Consider the following 19939-nt stretch of genomic DNA (forward strand, 5'->3'; position numbering starts at 1 on the left):
GATGGAATGAAGCCTCACGGACCAAGATACTTTTTTCTGCCTACAAATGCTATATGCTGATCTGGCTCCTCAGCTATTCCTCAAAGCCGAAGTCATCCACATGGAGCGTCCGGCAATTCTCCGAAACGGTACGGACTATTTGCTGTGAAAGCCCATCTGGGGCTTGAACATTAACCTCAAGGGAAACCTCCACCTGGGTTCCTTCCGCAGATGTCAGGTGGGTAATGATTTCTTCGACAAGCCGCTGAACATCACGTCCAATGCGAGTGGTATCCAGAGAAGCACTCATATAAAACCGCTTGTTCTTTGGCTGGGCAGGCACAGGGGGAGCCTCAACCGGACCAGGTGAATGGGTCGTTATCGCTGTTCCGCGAGATACCTCATGCGATACGACCGAGGAGTTTGTGTTATCAGTCTGAATGCCCCGTTGCTCGGCTCTCGCCCTCGCCTCTTCCTCTGTTGCCCTTCGTCTTGCTTCGTCTTCATCAAGCTGCCGTTGGGCGGCTGAAATCTTCACGAGATAGGCAGAAGGTTCTATCATCCCAACGGTCTGCCCAACACGCAAGTCGAGATACCGTGTGCCATCGTACCCAGCAGCATAGGCAAAGTATTCAGTGGAAGTGAGGCCGTTGCGGATTGCATCTATCAGCACATTCATATCAGCCAGCCGAGGCAGGTAGCAGTATGTACAGAGGTAGTCCCACAGCGTTTTGATTGCGATATGGTCAGATGCGCTCCACAGAACACCATCCAGCTCCATCTTCAGCAGCGCCGGAGCCCATCTCGTAATGATCTGCTCGTTCTGGCGCATTTTGTTTGCGGCCCGACCAATAATCGTTTCAGTGCCACCACTGATGCGAATTGTGTCCCAGACAATAGTTTTTAGGTCTGTCGCCTTGTCAATGTAGGGGATGAGCAACCAGCAGTATGCCTCCTTGATTTGGTCATCGACAGCCCTATTGAAGCGATTCAAATTGTTATCTGTTTCCCTGTTCTGAGCAGCGTCCAGGTTGAGGTCCTCGCTGTCCTCCTTGATAGACTTCCATGCGAGATAACGGCGGACTGTTTGTTGGAGCGAAAACATCAAATCCTGCTCTGGTGCGATAAATGCAACCATGTTGCGGTAGATTCGAGGCGTAGTGCCACGGTTATTCAGAATGTCCGTCACCGCAGTCATCGCAGCATTGCTCTGATTGGAGGCCCTATACACATCAGTGGGGCGCAAAATGACGAGGCGGGCCGTTTGGTCATCCGGCACGTCAAGTGAGGAGGACGGACAGACGTGAATTCCCGTAAAGGGCTGTTCTTTTTTCACGCTCCGCAGCCGGGACTCAATCTCGTATTCCACATCAGAGGCAGCAACTTGGGTGGCCCGGTCCTCCACTGTTTTGCGAAGGGTGGGCCGCGTGTCATACCAGAAACGGTCTCCAGAAGGGTTGGTGTAAAGGTACGCCAGAGAGGTGGTCAGCGTGTTCAGCGCATCATTGAAAACGGAGATGTTCTCCCCAGGCTGAACCACACCCAAGCGAATGCGGGAGGCTTCAATGCCACGAACATTCTGGTCACGCACAGTGGGAGCGGACCCCAACATAACGGTCCTTGCCACACGCCGCGAGGCCAGTTTGCCACCATACCGCTGGTTGGCCTGGTCCTTCTGATAGGGGATAGAATTCCGGCCATCCACCTCTCGGTCAACGAGCGCATTCCAGCCCTCGGACAGATGGCGGGTCAGTTCATCACGCACCGTTGGTACATCTAATGGAATCGACCCAGGCATGATCAGAAGTCCGGCATCGCTGCCCATCCACAATTCATGGATGACAGCAGCCATCAAACGCAGGACTCCACGGGTTCGCTGGAACCGCTCCAGAGTGCCCCAATCCTCGTACAACCGATCAAAGACCTCCGGGTGAATCGGATAGCAGGATATCATACGCTCTCGGTACTCTACCTCACGAGCCTCCGTTGGGAAGTCACCCTGGTTCTCGTGGTACATTTGGCTGAACCGAGAGCAGACTGCATCGCGGGCTTCTGGGTCTTTGCAATCCAGGAAGAGTCTCCGGCGCACAACTTCAAAGCCCTCATTCGCCGCTACTGGTTTCCAGATGGACTCCATGCGACCAAAGGTATGCTCAATGGCCTCCAGTGCGGTCTGTCCTGCGTCTCCGCCGATTTCAATATCGGATTCCGGGATGGAAGCCACTACCAGACTATTCTGGCTGGCCCGCGCTGCCTCCGTGACCTCTTGGATGAAGGAAATAAAATTATCAAAGGTTCCGGCAGGCAGACCATTAGCGCCGTACAGTTTCTTGGCGTAGGCCACCAGCTCGTCCATCAGCACCAAACAGGGACCGCAGGCGTCAAACAGATTCTTCAATGCCTCGGAGCCAGGGGAAACTCCCTTTTTATCTGCCTCCTTCACATAGTCATAGAGTTTAGGGTCGCCCGCTGACTCCGCAAGCTGCGCCGCCATTTCTCCCCACAGTGTGCTGATTGTGATACCGGGGAAATTCTGAGGCCGTTTCGTTTTCGTGGGGTCAAGAGCTGTGCCTACCAGGACGGCAACGTTGGTCTTGGGAATGGAGTCCACTTCAGCTCTCTCTAAGACGGGCATGATGTTCTGGATTTTACCGATAGGCGTCCTACCCCGAAGCATATGGTAGAGTGCCAGCATACTGTGGGTTTTTCCGCCGCCAAACGCTGTCTTTAACTGGATGACCGGCTCTCCGTCCTTGCCGGATACACGGCGGAGGGCCTGCTCCAAAAGGCCGGTCATGCCCTCGGTCACATAGGTGCGTGCAAAAAACTCTACCGGGTCCCGGTATTCGTAGGCACCCTCTCCACGTGCGACTTGTGCGAGGTCGGCAGCAAACTCCGCATTCTTATACCGCCCCTGGGCCACGTCCGGGTGGGGCTGGATGACATCCCGCCAGCAAGGGAGACCTTTGACGGGAGTGGCATCCAGAATGCCGGAGTTTTTCTTTGCCGGGGGAGGAACGGCGGCAGGGGCCTCGGTTACTGAGGTGGAGCCACTCTCGCTGCCGTAGCGGAAGGAGCGGATCAGCTTGCGGATTTCCTCCGCCCCCTCCGAGTCAAGCTGGTCACAGACACGCGACATGGTATCGAGCGCCCTCCAAGTGTCATCATCTGAGAAGTCGTTTCCCCCCAAATGAGCCAGCTTGTTCCGCACTCCCACCAGTTCCTTGGCCCAGGTGCGGCAGTCAATGGGTAGTTTCTTCCGAAATACCCTTTGCCAATGAAGGTCAAACAACAAAAGGCAGCGGGCAATATCCAGAGAATCCACCAACTCAGGCCAATTCCCGGTCAGCGGCAGGTCCCTCTTCTGGTCATCATAGAGGACGCTGATTACACCATCCTCCCACCAGTCATCGCCATATTCGTTCCCCAGCTCCCGCGCCAAATAGGGAGCCATCGACTCCAGCAGAACACGAAAACCTTGTGAAATCAGTACATGATTATTCTCCATTGTTACCCTCCGGATCATCTAATTTGGGCAGTACAGTTGTGGTTATGCTTTCTACAATTCCAACAACACGAACACCGACTTGTACTGGTGGAACCGTTATCTCCATCTGTTCTGCATTGTTCCAAGCCGCCGACAAATCAGCCGCTCTGCTCTGCACGTCCGGCCAGGCAACAATGAGCGAGTTATATGCAAACGCCTCATTCGCCCACCCCCTGCGCTCGGCCAGCGTAAACAGGCGGTACGCCAGAGCCTTTGCCCTCTCCGGCTCAGATGTGAAGAATTCCTTCACGATGTTAGCCGCTCCCTCTATGCCTTCTTTTTCCATTGCGTGGGTGAGTTGCTGGGTCAGGAGCCAAATGCCCTTGTTCTTATCCACGGATGTCGGAAGCTCCTCGCGGGTTAGCAGGCGCACGACTCCCTTTTCCGAATACAGCATTCCGTCTGAGCGCAGTTTGTCCACGCTGGTGTTCTTTGCCCGCGCCAGCACGTCCGCCTCGCCGAATTTGATGTCATTGAACGCACACTGTGTATACAGCTCCACACAGAAGCGGCTCTCCTTGTCCAGCTCGCCGTCCTGCTCGTTGAAATAGAGGTCCAGCTCCTGGTTGATGATCTGTAGGGCCGAGCGGACGCTCATGGGGGTGCCGTCTGCCTCCAGGACCGTGGAGTAGCGGGAGTAGACCCCCATGCCAGGGCCGATGGCAGACTGTGCCAAATCCACCGGGGCGATATTGCTGGCCTGGAGTTTTTGCAGAGCGGGCTTCAGCTCCCGCTTCAGAGTGTTGATGAAGTCCCGGCGGGTACACATGGGGGCGTCCGTGGGGCGCTTCCGGCACACCAGGACGATGGAGGAGGCCAGGGCGTTGGTGCCGCTGGCAATAGAACGGTTTGCCATTTCCGTCCGCATGGGCCAAGTTCCAGTGATAGCAAAACCGGCTTGAATGATTGCTGAAAGCATAGTCTCCCAACCGGAAGATGTTGTCTGATCGTCACTCGTTTCACTTTGCTTATAGGCATAGTATATTGTCACCGGCACATCTTCACGCGAGTATCGAAAAATACGCTTGCAGGTTTCCAGCATACCATTTTCAAAGAAATCTCTCGCACGGTCAACATTACCCTCAAAGCGGTGGGGCGCGGCAATCAGTTCCTCCGCCTTGGGTACAAGCATAGTTCGGAATAAATCAGGATAGACATTTTTCAGCGATTGCCGCATCCAGATATAAAAGTAGTCAGACAAAATCGCATAACTGATATTGTCATAGTACGGCGGGTCTGTTGACACAACGATCTCCTGCAAACCGCAGTCGCTTTGTGCGTCAAATTGTGAGGCTTCGCCAAGCTCCCCCGCTGGCAACTCAAGAAGGCACTTGTAAACCCATTCCAGCATATTGTCAAAGCTGCCGGAAGCACTACAAAACGGGTTGGACTCCGCAAAGTCCCATGTCATAGGGATTGCTTGACGACCGAAAGTATTACGCAAACCGTCTCTGGAAACATCCCAGCTACAAACAGATGAACCTCTGTCCGCCATTTTTGAAATGGTGAAACTAAGATAAGTACATACGGCATTTGCGTATTCAACTGACCCACCATCCGTAATAACCTTGTTTTTAGTTTCAGAAATGAAATCGCTAAATGTGATAAGGGCCGTAAGCTGACGGCCAGTGAATAGATGCCCCCACGTTCTCAATCCATAGGCGGAACAAACGCCGCCCGTTATCATGGCGCGGGTGGGCGTACTTCCACTTAAAAAGGTTTCCCGCGCCTCCTGCACTTCCGGCGCGTCATCCAATGATAAAGCAAGTGTCTCATGTTCCTGCGAAGGGGAGAGATAGACCCTTCCATTCTGCCCTTGGGCCACCACAGCCATGAGCCGCTTGGAGAGCTTGTCTGCCTTGCCCTGTTCTTGGACATAGCTGCGCTGAATGGGTGACTGCGTGAGACAGCAGATAAAATCCTTTGCCTTTCCTGCCTTCGTGCCGTTCTTTTTTGCGGTCTCCTCAGCGGCGGGAATCTCACCCATTTTGACCTCAAACCGCCAGCCGTCTTTGGCGCTTGCATCCTCCACGATATCCACCCAGGCTTTATTTCCCTTTTTCGTTGACAGCATCAGCGAGGACACCAGCGGCACATAGGCTCCCTTTGCCATTGGGTCAGGAGATACCACTGTCCGCGCCCAAATCCAAGCAATGACGGTATATTCCTTCCCCTTTTCATCCTTTACTTTCGGATACAAATGTCCGATACGTTTGAACGCCTCCTGTTTCATCCACTCCCCGTAGTAGCGTACATCCTCTGCCAGTCCTGCCGCGCCGCGCCTGCCGCGACCATCGTCAAGGCTCAATTTCCCCGGATGAATCGGAGGCTGTCCGGCGAATTTGGGCGGTATCTCAATCATGGCCTTGTTGATCATCACCGCCACCGGGTTCAGGTCGTGGGCGTGGGCCTCCAGCCCCAGCCGTTGGGCCTCCAGCGGGATGGCTCCACCCCCAGCGAAGGGGTCCAACAAGGCAGGCGGATTGCCGCCTGTTGACTTCATGATCTCGGCCTTGGCCCGATCCAGTACCTCCGGGTTATTGGAGTTCTCCCATACCACCAACTGTTCGAGGATGCGAAACAGCCGCTCCCGCTCGGTGGTCTGCTCATCCTCGGTGGGAAACTGCTCCGGGTGGCTGGAGGGGTCATCCACCAGGCTGGCCCAAATCACCGCCCGCGCTGCCGCCAGCGGACGCCGCGCCCACCACAGATGGAGGGTGGAGGGGTGGCCGTGGCGGATGGATTTCTCACGGGCCGACTCCTTGTTGATGGCCTCCAAGGGGAGAGCCACTTCGATCAGTTTCTTCACCATCCTCATCACCTCTCTAATATGATAGTCGCCCCGCTCACCAATTCTGTAATGTCGTAATTTACACTGGTGGCGGCGAAATCCGGCTGCTTGTGAAAGGGCTGCTTGAGGTAGAGCGTGTGTGTGCTGTCACCGTCCACCTCCACGATTGCCAATATAAATTGGTCATGCTCCTGACCATTCAGTGCTGTGAGTATCTCGTTCCTGGTAACAGTCACGCTGGTCGCGCCTTTGACCCGTCCTTTGACCTCGATGAAGCGGAGCGTGGTTCCGTCCTCATCCCGAAGTTCGGCAGGGATTTTCGACTCAATGTCATACCCCTTGTTCAGCGCACTCACATCAACAGGAGCAAAGCCGAGGGATGTTTCTATGCCCATGACCGCTTTCATGGCAGCAAGCTCAATCTTGCGCCGCGCCGCTGCATCCGCACCGAACAGGGCCGGACGGCCCATCAGCTTGTCCAATAGGCCACGCGGGATGACCACCGCACCGCCTACAATCACTGGCGGTAGAGCGGAGATGTGCTTCTCCTGCTCCAATTCGGCCAGCCGTTTCTGCATTCGGGCCTGGAGATCGTCGGCGCGGCGGGAGGCCATGTCCGAATTCAGCTTGGCGTTGACTTTGCCAGCCGCTTCCTTCGTCTTCAGCTCTCCGGCCCGGAAGTCCCAATACTGAATTTCAGCGGTCAGACGTTCTTTAACGGCTCTGGCAGTTTTGTCCACCCGTTTCGCGGTACGCTGACGCACCTCGGATACATGAGCTGGGACAATCTCTGAAATGGCATAGTTGGTGGCGGTGTCCTCCACGTTTACTGTAAGCCACCGCTGGCTCTCCAAGAAGGAACGGATTACCGGCTTTTCCTCATCTGTCGCTGCACGATAATCTAAGTAGGGCGCACAGCCAGCGTTGATAGCAGCACCACCTTCTTTCAGCTCCACAAAGTGAATGTTCTTAGAAATGACCCGTCTACCCCCGCTGGGGAGAACGATTCCGTCCTGAACCGAATCCTCTATGTAGAATAGGAGCCTGGCCTCAGTGTCAAAATCGTTGTCATCTACAAATACCGCGCCGCACTTTAGCACATCTGAGTTGCGCTCCCGTACAAGGTCTATTGTGGCTTCCAGGAGAGGATGTCCCGGAGCAATCAAGTCGGCCTGGGGCTTGCCCTGCACATTGCAAAAAGCTCTGTCAAAACAGATACGTTCATAACGGTCAAGCACTGGCGTCCCCGTACCAATCTGCATATCCCGATTTCGGACGGCAAACGGAACCGAGAGAACCTCATAGCGGCCCCGTTCCCTTTGGCGCACCCTGCCACCAACTCTTTGGAATGCCTCAAGGAAAAAGGATTCAATAAAGTGCGGCTGAAGCCGCTGTGCCTCCATACGCTCCATGTCCTCGCGGATGGTCATGACTTGGTGGACATCCATAGCGTCCGGCGTGAGAGCCTGCTCATCCAGAAGTTGTTTTAGAGCATCCCGATCCAGGGAATGATCCACCACCTCAAAGAGGCGTTGCCGCACATCCTCCTGGTTGTTGTAGCGAACAGCCTCAATCAGCAGCTCCCGGAGCGATTTGTTGTCAAAGGACAGTTTGCCGAGAACATCAAATACCTTCCCCTTCAGAGCCTCTCGCTCTTGCTCCAGCTTTTCCAACAAACGACCATACACCATACCCTCGCGGGTTTCCTTTGACACCAGATTCCACAGATGGCATACCTCGGTCTGGCCGATACGATGAATCCGCCCGAAACGCTGCTCCAGCCGATTGGGATTCCAGGGCAGGTCATAGTTGACCATCAAGTGCGCCCGCTGTAGGTTGATACCTTCGCCTGCGGCATCTGTGGCAATGAGGATACGCACCTCCTTGTCCTGCTTGAACCGTTCTTCCACCTTGCGCCGTTCATCCCGGAGCAGACCGCCGTGGATAGTGACAACAGCATCCTCACTGCCCAGGAGGGATGAGATTTTGCTCTGGAGGTAGCGGAGGGTATCTCTGTGTTCGGTAAAGATGATCAGCTTTTCCCGCTCACCCTCGGCTCCGAACATACTCCCATCATCCTGGAGCAACTTGGACAACTCGCTCCATTTTCGATCCTCGCCGCTTTGACGCACATCGTTCGCCATGCGCTCTAATCTTTTCAGAGTGGTGATTTCGGCCTCCAACTCCGTAATCGTTCGTGCTGCGGTGGCTTGGTCAACGACCTTCTCCTCCTCGTCCTCTAACTCAGCCGAGGGCAGATCGTCATCGTCAAAGTCATCGTAATATACGGAAGAATACTCCGCACCTCGGCGACCAAGCCGTTCTTCGGCAAGTCGGCCTTCCAGCCGCTCTCTGCGCCGCTTCAGCGATTGGTAAATAGCCTCCGGCGATGAGGCCAAGCGCCGTTGCAAAATGGTCAGTGCAAAGCCCACCGTGTTTTTGCGCTCTTTCTCCAGGTTGTCCGCCCGGTTAAACTCTTCCTGGACATAATCCGTCACAGCGTTATATAGAGCAGCCTCACGGTTGGACAGGTCATAGTTGACCGTGTAGGCCCTCCGCTCTGGAAACAGTGGTGTGCCATCGAATTTAAGAAGGTCCTCTTTAACAAGGCGGCGCATCACGTCTGTAACATCGACCGCCTGTGTTCCGCTACGGGCTACTCCCTCAAAACGGTCCTGATCAATCAGAGACATGAAAAGCTGGAAGTCCTCCTCCTTGCCATTGTGCGGTGTAGCAGTCAGGAGCAGGAAGTGGTTGGTTATGGATGACAGCAGGCGTCCAACTTGAAACCGTTTGGTGTACCTCACTTCGCCGCCCCATACAGTGGCGGACATTTTGTGGGCCTCATCGCAGACGATCAAGTCCCAGGATGAAATCTTCAACTTTGCCTGGATGTCCTCGTTCCGGGCCAGCTTATCCAGCCGGACTATGCACAGATTCCTTTCCAAGAATACATTGCCGGATACCGCCGACTCAAAATTGTCGTTGGTCAGAATATCAAAGCGCAGACCGAATTTGCGGAAAAGCTCATCCTGCCACTGCTCTGCCAAGTTTCCAGGTGATACGATCAGGCACCGTTTCAGCGCACCGCGTATCATCAACTCTTTAATAAACAGGCCAGTCATGATGGTTTTACCTGCGCCGGGGTCATCCGCCAAGATATAGCGTAGAGGGAGACGAGGTAGCATCTCCTGGTACACGGCGGAAATTTGATGCGGCAACGGTTCTACCGCTGAAGTATGTACGGCAAGATATGGGTCAAAAATGTGAGCGAGGTTGATCCTATATGCCTCGGAAGTAAGACGCAGCAGATTGGCGTCCGCATCGAAACTCCATGGGAGACTGCCATCTGCAACCGATAACGCACCCTCATCTTCTCGAAACAGGACCCGTTCCTCAACGCTACCATTTGGATTTCTGTATGTAACGGTCATGGCGTTAGAGCCATGCCATTTCACTGCTACAATCTGAACAATCGTACTGCTACCGGCGATTCCCGATACACTTGCTCCAACAGTCAAATTCTCAAGGCTTGCCATCTTTCCCACTCCATTTCCAGCCCGCGTATTATGCCCAAACGACCCATCACTGCAACATCATTTTTGATCTTCAAAAGAATACCCTCAATTGGAACTTTCTGCGCTTTTTTCTATATCGCTAATCCACAGTCTACACATTAGCGTATCTGTATCACTGTGCCGTATGCCATTATACTAAATCGAAACGATATAGTAAAGGGCTGGTGACCATGATTGATAAGCGCATAGGTAGGCGGATCAAGGAATGCCGTGAGAACATTGGATTGACCCAAGAGCAGTTCGCAGAGAAGATTGGGATGGCCAGCAACTATATCTCCACCGTAGAGAGAGGCGCGTCGTTCCCCAGATGTGAGAACTTAATTGCTATTATCAATGGTCTGGGTGTTTCCGCAGACGCCATTTTTTGCGATGTACTTGACCAGCCAACCGATTTCCAAAAATCACGCATTTTCAAGGACCTATCCAATCTACCACCTGCTGCTCAAAAACGTATCCTTCAAATGATGGAACTAATGATCCGCCAAGAAATGGAGAGCAGTGGAGGGTCAGGGAAGTGAAAGATTCGCTGGAGGCGGGGTAGACGCTCGTTCACCCCGAACCTATCTCGTTAGCTAATCTCGTACCAAAGAGGAATAGCTTCCGGGCTAAATGGCAAATCGGGCGGTGGCGCGCTAAATGCGAAGTCTTGTACGGCATCCTGGCCCAGCCCTTTCCTTGTATCACCTCAGTCCTCACTTAGAGGTCCCAATTCTTCTTGTAAATGTCAATCAGCTCATCTTGCCGGGTCTTCACGATGGCGGGGGTCCACTGGCTGTAGCTCAAAACCTGCGAGGCCAGCGCATACGAGGTCGTCCCGGCCTTGCCCTTGAAATATTTCTCCTTCTTCACATCAAACTCATAATTCTGGGCTTGGGAATTGTGCCGCTTGCTCAGAGGCAGTAAGTTACCAATCTTGTGTAGCCAAAAGGTGCGCTCGTCAACGTCAGGCCACATGGCCTCCCAGCCGCTCCCAGCCGCCACGGTCTGGGGCAGAACGTGTTCTATGGTCAACACCTTGGAATTGTACGCAGCGGCCCCATCGGACACGAAGGAGTCGAGCCGCAAGATCAAGTAATTGCGCTTGTTCGAAACCATCTTATACATATCGGAATTAAGGGTCGCCAAGAATTCACCCTTCTCCTCTTGCGTCAGCTCAATGGCCTGTCCGAAATCTTCTCCGCCGCCTTCAATCTCCGAAAGCACGTTGCAATACCGCTCGATACGATGGGTCACGTCCCATGAGGTCGCCCGCATAAATGCCGCCAGTCGCTCCAGCCGCCGCAAGAATCGGTCCATCAGCGTGGGGTCATCTTTATGGAGGGAGTAGAATAGCATGGCGACCGGCACCCAATCGGAGTTATCAATCCTGTTCAGCCAATGCAGAATATCGTTGACCCGGTCGGCCCCGCTGGTAGAAACGTACTCGCTGCCTCTGATGACTCGGTATGCCTCCGTGAAGGGGCTGAGTGTGTTTTCTATGAAGTCGATTGCCGTTGACTTGTTGATGTTCGGAAGCACCAGAGAATAAAACTCATCCTGGAGGGATTTCTTCGCCTTGATCTTTGTCTTAATGGTACGGATATGACCAAACAGGTCATTAAAGCCAGTTCGCCCGACCTCGACCTCCATCTCCTCCCATTTGTCATTATATTCCGCATGGAGGCTTTCTGGAATCGCTCCAATCACATCAGCCTTGATAATGTCGGTAGCCAAAAGGCTCATTCCACGGCTGTTCATGACCGAGAAGATACGGAATGCAGCTTGGCGTGTTGGTGTTGTCACTGCTACAAGGAAACATCTCTGAATCAAAAATGCTCCAAACTGAATGATTTCATCGGAAGAGTGTAATTCCGCTTCAATTCGGCTCAACAACAACCGCGCATTAAGAACGATGTTTTTCTTTGCCTCGGTATCTTGCGCATCTGCATCAAGGGCAAGGAGGCCATCGAAATCCATCTTTTGAATGTACTTTTTAAAGAAGTCATTATCCCGCTTGCGGATGCACAGTCTCGGTTTGGAAGACAATCCCTGAGAGGCAGCGCGCCCAGGCTCGATGATGTAGCTCTTAAAATCATCTCTGGCATCGCCAGTCAGCTTTGATGTTATAGCGGACAGCAGTATGGTGAGGGTCGTGAGGCGTTGCTGTCCATCTATCACTTCGGAATGGGGCTTGTCCTCCTCTTTAACCAACACAACGCTGCCGAGGAAATACTGTTCTTCGGCATCCTCGGTTTTGAAGAAGTCGTACAGATCATCAAACAGTGCCCCGGCCTCCTCCTCAGTCCAAGCGTAGGGCCGTTGGAATGAGGGGATTTCATAGTCAAAATCGGAACTGAAGATTTTTGCGAGGGGATATTCTGCACCCTTTATTTTTGTACTCATTGACTCGACCTCCGTCTAAATTATTGCCTCTCTATGGATGGCACCGTCCACATGGGTCATAGCCCATTGCGATGACTTCATCGCGGGTGCCAGTGAAACTCTGCTTGTTTTTTTCTGCCATTTGTTTTACGCTTGAACAGCCGGGATAATGGAATTTGTGAGTGTTGGTATTGAGGATGTAATCAGTGCCAACGGGGGCATTCGTGGGCTCCTCCTGGCTGGGAGTAACCGTCTGCTCCGGCTGCGTGGTCCCGGTATTACCACCGCTCTGGGTGCTGTTCGGCCCAACCGAGGCCAGAGTGTCTGCATCGGCATTCCGAGCCACTGAAAACGAGACCGTCTTGCCATCGCTGGTGCAGATCACATCTCCTTGCAAATCTGTTCGGTATACCTTGACATCAGCATCGCGGAGGCGGCTCAGAACGGCATCCGTTGGGTGGCCGTAGCTATTCCCGGTTCCCACGGAGATAACTGCATATTCTGGCATGATCTCACGCAAGAACACATAGGAGGTGGAGGTTTCGCTCCCGTGGTGGCCCACTTTCAAAACGGTGCTGTCAAGGGTGTATCCGGCATTTAGGATGTCTTGTTCTTCTTCGCGCTCTGCGTCCCCGGTAAAGAGGAAGGAGGTGTCGCCGTATACAATTCGCAAAACAATAGAGGTGTTATTCGGATCATCCGAGCTGTTGATGGGGCCAAGGATACTTACCGTGGCACTGCCCAGGGAAAAGGAATCACCCGCCTTGGGTATGGTTATGGACACACCCTGCTTATCCAAGTAGGTTACAAAGTTTCCAAACGCCCGAGAATCATAGCTCGTAACAGGCGAAAACGCCACATCCACTGTGGCGTAGTTAAGCGCACCCGCCAAGCCACCAACGTGGTCCTCATGCGCGTGTGTGCATACTATGTACTGCAAATGATCAAGAGACAGCTTTTTCAAATACGCATAGATCAGGTTAGAGTCCTCTGCGTTCCCGCCATCGATCAACATGGCCTGCCCGTCACAGAGAACCAAAGCTGCATCCGCCTGGCCCACATCTATGTAATGAATTTCAAAAGACGATCCTTCGGCGACTTCTGTTGGCACCGATGATGGTGCTTCTGATTGAGCAGGAGTTTCACCTGGGTCAGCCTCTGTATTTGTGCTGGAGGCTGGCTCAGTTTCACCGTCACTGTCAGAAGCAGAGGGAACCGCAGGGGATGGTGTGTTGACGTTGCTCGATATAGATGACAAGTCATCTGGGGGCGGGCTATTTGAATCACCGCACCCCGTGGCAAACAGCGTAAAGGTCAGAATGACCGTCAGTAATAGGAACAGCCGCTTTGTGATGCCCTTACCAATGCTCCTATTCATACAGACTCACTCCCTCAAAAGATATAGTCATCGGGGTCAAGGCCAACGTCCTCCAAAACCTCACGGCGCTCATCCTCATCCATAAGCAGAAGATCGTTGTAGGAAAGTCCCACAGCCGCCAGTTCATCCATTTCATCATCCGAGATACCACCTATCATTTCTTGGAGCGCCATAAACTCCATACCCTGCTCGAAGGCATCTAATTCGCCGTCACCATTGAAATCAAACAGGCTACCAAAGATTCCACCGCTCACGGTCATCCCTCCCACATTCAAAATTAACTATTCACGCAGCTAAAGACATTTTATAGAAAGAAAGCGGGTCTACAAGATGTTTTTAGAAAGCCTTTCCTGTTCTCTCCAACGCATCTGCGAAATTGAAAACCTTAGTTTTGAGCGTGCGGCGCATCTCTGCTCTTGCTCTCCAAGCCATTTTGGGCGAATCATTCAAAAGAAAACTTGCCCTTCGGTAATTATGCTCGAACACTTCTGCTACGGCTTCCATGCGTCCCCGGACGAGTTGCTGGTAAACACGGTCATGCAGAAATGGCACCAAGAGCAAATTGAATATCGAATTCCAATGCGGGTCAATGCGGTTCGGCTCCACCACTTCTGGACTGGTGATACTACCTTTCCCATCTGCCCTCGCTGCGGGATTACAATGGAGCGCGAATACCAAGCCTACTGTGATCGATGCGGACAAGCCCTTTCCTGGAAAGGGTTCAGGACGGCCACAATAATTCGGAGTGATTGACGTGCATACTTCTTTCGTTCTTCAAGCTATCCGCCTATAATTGTCATTCTCCCTGACCCTCTGGTGAATGCGAGTCGATCCAGGCTTGGAGCTTGCTCCGCATCGACTCATACCATTGAGAGGTCATCACATACTCCTGTCCTCGTATGACTAAATGCTCCGCATAATACCGCGTTCTTGCATAGCCCGAATCTATAGGAACAAGTAACGGGAATCCGAGGTTAAAGGCGGCTCGACTTCCTTCCAGTGTTTGGAGCGCAACCACCTCCTCTGGCGTTGCGGCTCCGCTTTCCAACAGGTGGCGCAGGGTAGTCTTTGCCATAGTACCAATCTTCACCTGAGTTTTCTTACCTGTCGCTTCGATTGTGGAGGCGACAGGTATTTTTTCTCTCTGGCCACCGTCAGTGCTTTTGAACAGCTTTGTCAACTGATAACTTCGGAGAAACAGTTCCGAGGTATCAGCAACATCATCGCTCAAATCGAGGACTGGCTGCAAAATCTCATTGTTGAAGTCATCATTCGCCATGAGTTGAAAATCAAAGTGTAAACCGAAAAACTGTAGCGCCGCATTTGCAAGTGAAAGTGCATATTCTAACTCTCCCGCAAGGGTCGCTCCGACCTTGGGAGACGCAAAGAGCACCTGCGCTTCGCTTACATTCAAATAGCCATAGATGCAAAGGGCGGTGCGGATACTCTTTTCAATAATTTTCCCTACGGTCTCGGTACGGCTCCCATAATTCAAGCCCTTCTCATGGAAGGCAACATCAACCGCAATGACCTTCACTTTTCCTTCTTCCATTCGCAGACCCAACAGATCGCATTCACCTTGCCGAATCACCTGGGCCAGCTTGGTGTTCTTCTTGAATGGGGTGTATTGCTGAAACCCTCCGATAATCGTTGATAAGATTTCTTGAAGTTCTTCTTCATACTCAAGAGGCCACTGAGGGGAGCATTTCCAGTTTGTCTGCACCACTTGGCAATGTTTCACATGGCGTAGCCAGGAATAAATCAAAGACTCACCCATCTCAATTTTCATAAGCCCATTCAATCCTCCATCCGATGATCCGGCCCTATGCTTTGTTAGAACGTAATTCCAGCCTCATCGAAGAACGGCTGGAACACAGCCCTCAACTGCTCCCAATATGGAGGGTAGGCATTACTCCCACTGTAGGTGCGTCTCCGGCCCCCTTCCAGCTCCAGGACAAGGTCCCACTGTTCCCCATCCATAATGTCCGGGTCGATGAACCGCTTTTTCCATTCATGGAGATACAGCTTGCAGAAAAGGGTGTCCACGACCGCCACCCACTCGTCCGCACTCATTTCCCTTTGCAGAAAGCAATCTGCCTGGGCATGACCGGGGCGAACGGAAAGCTCAATACCCTGTGCAGTCTTTCTCATCCACACCTCTGGGTACCCCGTATCATAACCGCCGACCGTAAAATGCACCTCGTTCACGGCCTCCCGGTAGTCCGCCACCCCCGACTTCGTGTTGAACCGTGGCAGTGAAGCGATCGACCTTCCGCAGTCATTACAGCGAAACCGCTCCCCGCCCCGAAGTGGGGATGTGTTGGTGCTGCCGCACCTGGGACATTTGATTCTCACGAGTTACCTCCGTTGTATGGTCACATCATTATAAATATCCAAGCCGAGGACGCTCTGCCAAGTGTTCTGGAACATCAAACCTCATCGGTTTTGCCCAATAGAGGACCTTCCAGAATTCATCATCCTGCTCCCAATGACCATCTTTCCAGCATTCGTCCTCGTCTATAGCGATGGCTCCCTTCGGGGCCGCAGGGGTATCGCACTGCAACTCAGAGAGAGTAAAGTAATCGCCCTCCGCTTCTGGGAGCCGCTCCTCCACACTGATCCATTGGGGCTGCGCGGAAATCCGACCAGCGGCATACCCCCTCTCATACTCCTCGCTGAAGCCCGCAGTATCCTTACCACCTACAGTTGCTTTATCGATTGCCATATTCGTGCCTCCTATGTTTTAGGCCAGCCGTCCTCTGACGTGGCCTTGGTTGATGCGCTCCCTTCGCTCTACGAACCACCGACCGATGTTGTTCCCGGTCAAGGCCGTACTGCGCTCGAAAAACAGGTAGCTCTGGCGACCGTTGACCCAGATGGTGTACCTGTCGCCCTGGCCCCCGGCCCTCATAGCCGCGGCCTGCCGAACGTCCGTCACCTTGTCGATGATGTATTCGTGACCGTCTTCCCAAATAACGCTGGTGGGGATCATCACGCCATCGGCATTGAATTTTGCCTTGGCCCCCACATAGACCTTAATGTCAACCATTTGTTTGCCTCCTGGCATATTGGCCCATGGTGTTCAACCCCAGAACACTACGAAATGACAGAATCAAGTGTGATTATCCCATTGACGCTTTTCAAGAGGTCGGTCTTGCCCTCTGCAAAGCACTTCTCCACAAACTTCGTATAATAGTTGTGGTCTTTCAGCAGGATTTCAATTTCCGACCATTCAAAGGAAAAGTCGCCCGGATACCGCCACTCGCGCTCGTGTGTCCAGTCTACAATTTCCTCTGGTTTGTCCAAATCCATACTGACTATTCGCCAATGCTCATACTGCGGTATCTGGGCCTTGAGCTTGTCCCGTTCACCATAAAGCACAGGGCGACCACCCTTCTTATACAGTTCCCCCCGATTCACCCTGAGTCCGAACGCTCGGTATTTGGGCGGTGTACCAAGCCGCTCCCCAAACCACAGGTTTTCCGCCATCGCCATCAAAGGCACCTCTTGAAAGCACACGGCCCTCTTATTCCCGATGATATAACCATCGTTCCCCGAACCGATCAGCTTTTTCTCGGTGAGGATTTTCCATAAGGCTTGGAAGGCCACGTCATCGTTCGCTGTGTGGCTACCTGTCAAATGGGTAACACGGGCGACCAGATCACTTCGGTATGTAAGTCTGTCCCGCCATTGATCTTGCTCCATTGATGTCAACACCCTCCATCGTACTGCTCCCCCACATCAATGCCCTTGAGAAAATTGCTCTGGCACATCAGAGGCGGATCGATTACTTTATAGCCCTTCCGTTTGAGCACCCGGAACTTGAAGTCCAGCAGCTCTGGCGGCACCCGGAGCCGGGAGGCCGCACCAAAGAAAGACACATCATCATTGAGCTGCTCCAAGACCTCATCGTCCGGGAGCAGAAACTCGGCAGCAAACACATTCGCCTCGTACTCCATAGTGGAAGTACCATCGAACAACTCGAAGTCGTGGAATGCGTTCACGCCCATTGCGTTGCGGTGAAGAACCGCATGGCCCAATTCGTGTGCGGCGATAAGCCTGTGCAGATGCTCCGGCAGATCGGCGTTAATGGTGATGATGCGCTTCCGGCTTTGAGCGAGGAAGAAGCCCTTGCAGGCTCCTTCATAAACACCCATCGGCTCAAAAGCCACCATAATACCCATATCGTCACACATCTTGAAAGGGTCGGTCTCGTGATACTTCCGCTGGAGGCGTTCAACCTCGCGGAAGATATAGTCCATTGTCATACCTGGCCTTCTCCCCCATGACGTGTACTATTTGATTGTACGATTTGCGCTTGGCTCCGCCCACACCCTTTCTCAAAGTCAATCTTAGCACATAAGGTGTCCTATAAAACGGACTTTCCAAGCAAATTCTTCAGAGCTGGCCTGTTTGGGTCAGCTCTTTTTACGTCCGTAGGTCTTTTTTGCGGCTTCTTTACAGGCCAGATAGGATTTCATCACTGCGGCAAAAAAGTCATCCTTTGCCTCCTGGGATAGTTCTCCACCGGCAAAGAGCGCAGCGTTCTGCTCCAGCAGCGCATTCATCTCCCTCGCGGCATGGGCACCATACAGCTCCCGCGCCTGGTCAACATACCCCTGTTTCTCCAAGCCGTACTCAGGGTCGGTCACCTCATCGATAGTGAGGTAGTCTACCGATACCTTCAGAGCCGCCGCCAACTTCCGCATGGTAGCAGGGCGCGGCTTCGCTCCTGTGGTCTCGTAGGCCGCTATGGTGCGCTTGGATACATTGATCTCGTCAGCCAGCGTCTGCTGGGTAAATCCGCGCAATTCTCTGCTCCGCTTAACCTTGTCGGAAAAATTCATCGTGACTCTTCCTTTCAAGAAATTTCACCTGTAACTTCATCAACTTCACTTTTTCTCTTGACAGAACTTCATCCATCTGCTACCATAGACGATGAAGTTACGGTGAAGTTTAAGTGAATTATACACATTGCGTTGCACGTTGTCAATAGGTTTTTTGAAAAAAAGTGCGAAAGGGGGAGAAAAATCATGGAATCGAGGACTATACTGCACAGCGACCTTAATTCGTTCTACGCTTCGGTGGAGATGATGCTCGACCCCAGCTTGCGGGGAAAGGCCGTGGCCGTGTGCGGCAGAACAGAGGACAGGCATGGCATCGTGCTGGCGAAGTCCGACCTGGCGAAGAAGGCCGGGGTCAAAACCGGGATGGTGAATTGGGAGGCTCGGCAGTGCTGCCCCAATCTGGTTGTGGTTCCTCCGCAGTATGACCAGTACCTCAAATACTCGGCTCTGGCCCGGAACATCTATCAGCGGTTCACCGATCTGGTGGAGCCGTATGGGATGGACGAGTGCTGGTTGGATGTAACTGGTTCGAGGGCCATCGCTGGGAGCGGCATGGAGATTGCCGAAACCATCCGGCGCACCATGCAGGCCGAGCTTGGTCTGACCGTCAGTATTGGTGTGTCCTACAATAAGATATTCGCCAAGTTGGGGAGCGACATGAAAAAGCCCAACGCCATCACCCAGATCACCAAGGAGGACTTCAAGGAGAAAGTCTGGCCCCTCCCGGCCTCCGACCTTCTCTATGTGGGGAGGGCCACCGAAGAGAAGCTGGGGCGGTACTGTATCCGCACCATTGGCGACATCGCCAAGACTGAGCCGGATTTCCTCAAGCGGCTCCTGGGGGTCAACGGCCTCGCTCTCAGCACCTATGCCAACGGTCTGGACACATCAATGGTTATGCACAAGGAGTTCGTTTCGCCAGTTAAATCCATTGGACACGGCATCACCTGCACAACAGACCTCGTCAACGAGGAGGAGGTGTGGAAGGTGATGCTGGAGCTTTCACAGGACATTGGGCACCGGCTCCGGCTCCACAAGCTGGCAGCGACAGGTGTTCAGCTTTCAGTTCGGAACAACGAGCTGGGATACCGTCAGTTCCAGGCGAAGCTGTCCATTTCCAGCCGCAGCCCCAGAGTGATTGCAGAGAAGGCGCGGGAGTTGCTCCGTCAGAAGTATGAGTGGCACACACCGATCCGGGCCGTGACCGTCCGGGCCATCGGCCTTATCCCGGAGCAGGAGCCGCAGCAGATCGACTTCTTCACCGATGTGGCAAAGCTGGATCGGCTGGACAAGCTGGAGGGGGTCGTGGAGGAGTTGCGGAGGCGGTTCGGCAAGAAGGCCATCTACCCCGCCGCTCTTATGGGGGATTTGAAGATGCCTGGGGATGGACGGGAGCGGGTTCGTATGCCAGGGATGATGTATAGGTGAACATCCAGTATCCCAAAAACCGATTCTGGA

Annotated in this window: 16 protein-coding genes; 2 read left to right on the top strand and 14 right to left on the bottom strand. The window is 53.2% G+C overall.

Annotated elements, in window-relative coordinates; genetic code table 11:
• Nucleotides 1–73 precede the first annotated feature (73 nt).
• The 3 genes from VSQ30_RS18455 to VSQ30_RS18465 are packed head-to-tail and all read right to left on the bottom strand — an operon-like array spanning nt 74 to nt 9856.
• Complete coding sequence (locus VSQ30_RS18455; protein WP_334466310.1) at nt 74–3487, bottom strand: DUF499 family protein; 3414 nt, start codon at nt 3485–3487, stop codon at nt 74–76.
• Entirely contained in the window at nt 3477–6338 is a 2862-nt protein-coding gene (locus VSQ30_RS18460; protein ID WP_334466312.1) for a DUF1156 domain-containing protein, read from the bottom strand. The genes VSQ30_RS18455 and VSQ30_RS18460 overlap by 11 nt, the downstream gene beginning before the upstream one ends.
• Before the next feature lie 5 nt (nt 6339–6343).
• Entirely contained in the window at nt 6344–9856 is a 3513-nt protein-coding gene (locus tag VSQ30_RS18465) for a helicase-related protein (RefSeq protein WP_334466314.1), read from the bottom strand.
• A 209-nt stretch (nt 9857–10065) separates the two neighbouring features.
• On the opposite strand from VSQ30_RS18465, the gene VSQ30_RS18470 reads away from it, so the two are divergent.
• Nucleotides 10066–10413: a helix-turn-helix domain-containing protein gene (locus tag VSQ30_RS18470; RefSeq protein ID WP_334466315.1), complete on the top strand. Its 348-nt coding sequence runs from the start codon at nt 10066–10068 to the stop codon at nt 10411–10413.
• Nucleotides 10414–10591: 178 nt separating this feature from the next.
• Here VSQ30_RS18470 and VSQ30_RS18475 read toward each other — a convergent pair whose 3' ends face one another.
• The 11 genes from VSQ30_RS18475 to VSQ30_RS18525 form a co-directional block, all read right to left on the bottom strand.
• The gene (locus VSQ30_RS18475; RefSeq protein ID WP_334466317.1) at nt 10592–12277 is read right to left on the bottom strand and encodes a DUF262 domain-containing protein; all 1686 of its coding nucleotides are present in this window, start codon (nt 12275–12277) and stop codon (nt 10592–10594) included.
• A 31-nt stretch (nt 12278–12308) separates the two neighbouring features.
• Nucleotides 12309–13634, bottom strand: a complete 1326-nt coding sequence (locus VSQ30_RS18480) for an MBL fold metallo-hydrolase (protein WP_334466318.1) — start codon at nt 13632–13634, stop codon at nt 12309–12311.
• A 14-nt stretch (nt 13635–13648) separates the two neighbouring features.
• Nucleotides 13649–13888 (bottom strand): hypothetical protein, encoded by a 240-nt coding sequence (locus tag VSQ30_RS18485; RefSeq protein ID WP_334466321.1) that lies wholly within the window; start codon nt 13886–13888, stop codon nt 13649–13651.
• Between the two features lie 82 nt (nt 13889–13970).
• A complete protein-coding gene (locus VSQ30_RS18490) occupies nt 13971–14336 on the bottom strand; it encodes a hypothetical protein (RefSeq protein ID WP_334466324.1) in 366 nt (121 codons plus the stop codon).
• Between the two features lie 94 nt (nt 14337–14430).
• Nucleotides 14431–15423: a hypothetical protein gene (locus VSQ30_RS18495; protein ID WP_334466327.1), complete on the bottom strand. Its 993-nt coding sequence runs from the start codon at nt 15421–15423 to the stop codon at nt 14431–14433.
• 44 nt (nt 15424–15467) lie between these two features.
• Nucleotides 15468–15989, bottom strand: coding sequence for a hypothetical protein (locus VSQ30_RS18500; protein WP_334466330.1), 522 nt, complete (start codon nt 15987–15989; stop codon nt 15468–15470).
• A gap of 28 nt (nt 15990–16017) precedes the next feature.
• Nucleotides 16018–16359, bottom strand: coding sequence for a hypothetical protein (locus VSQ30_RS18505; RefSeq protein ID WP_334466333.1), 342 nt, complete (start codon nt 16357–16359; stop codon nt 16018–16020).
• Nucleotides 16360–16377: 18 nt separating this feature from the next.
• On the bottom strand, nt 16378–16683 hold the full coding sequence (locus tag VSQ30_RS18510) for a hypothetical protein (protein WP_334466336.1): 306 nt from the start codon (nt 16681–16683) through the stop codon (nt 16378–16380).
• A gap of 47 nt (nt 16684–16730) precedes the next feature.
• On the bottom strand, nt 16731–17339 hold the full coding sequence (locus tag VSQ30_RS18515) for a hypothetical protein (RefSeq protein ID WP_334466339.1): 609 nt from the start codon (nt 17337–17339) through the stop codon (nt 16731–16733).
• Between the two features lie 5 nt (nt 17340–17344).
• Nucleotides 17345–17902, bottom strand: a complete 558-nt coding sequence (locus tag VSQ30_RS18520; RefSeq protein ID WP_334466341.1) for an ImmA/IrrE family metallo-endopeptidase — start codon at nt 17900–17902, stop codon at nt 17345–17347.
• Nucleotides 17903–18052: 150 nt separating this feature from the next.
• Nucleotides 18053–18481, bottom strand: a complete 429-nt coding sequence (locus VSQ30_RS18525; RefSeq protein WP_334466343.1) for a helix-turn-helix domain-containing protein — start codon at nt 18479–18481, stop codon at nt 18053–18055.
• A gap of 186 nt (nt 18482–18667) precedes the next feature.
• On the opposite strand from VSQ30_RS18525, the gene VSQ30_RS18530 reads away from it, so the two are divergent.
• Nucleotides 18668–19909, top strand: coding sequence for a DNA polymerase Y family protein (locus VSQ30_RS18530; RefSeq protein ID WP_334466345.1), 1242 nt, complete (start codon nt 18668–18670; stop codon nt 19907–19909).
• Nucleotides 19910–19939: the final 30 nt, after the last annotated feature.

Source organism: Acutalibacter sp. JLR.KK004, from assembly GCF_036941085.1.
Classification (GTDB): Bacteria; Bacillota; Clostridia; order Oscillospirales; family Acutalibacteraceae; genus Acutalibacter.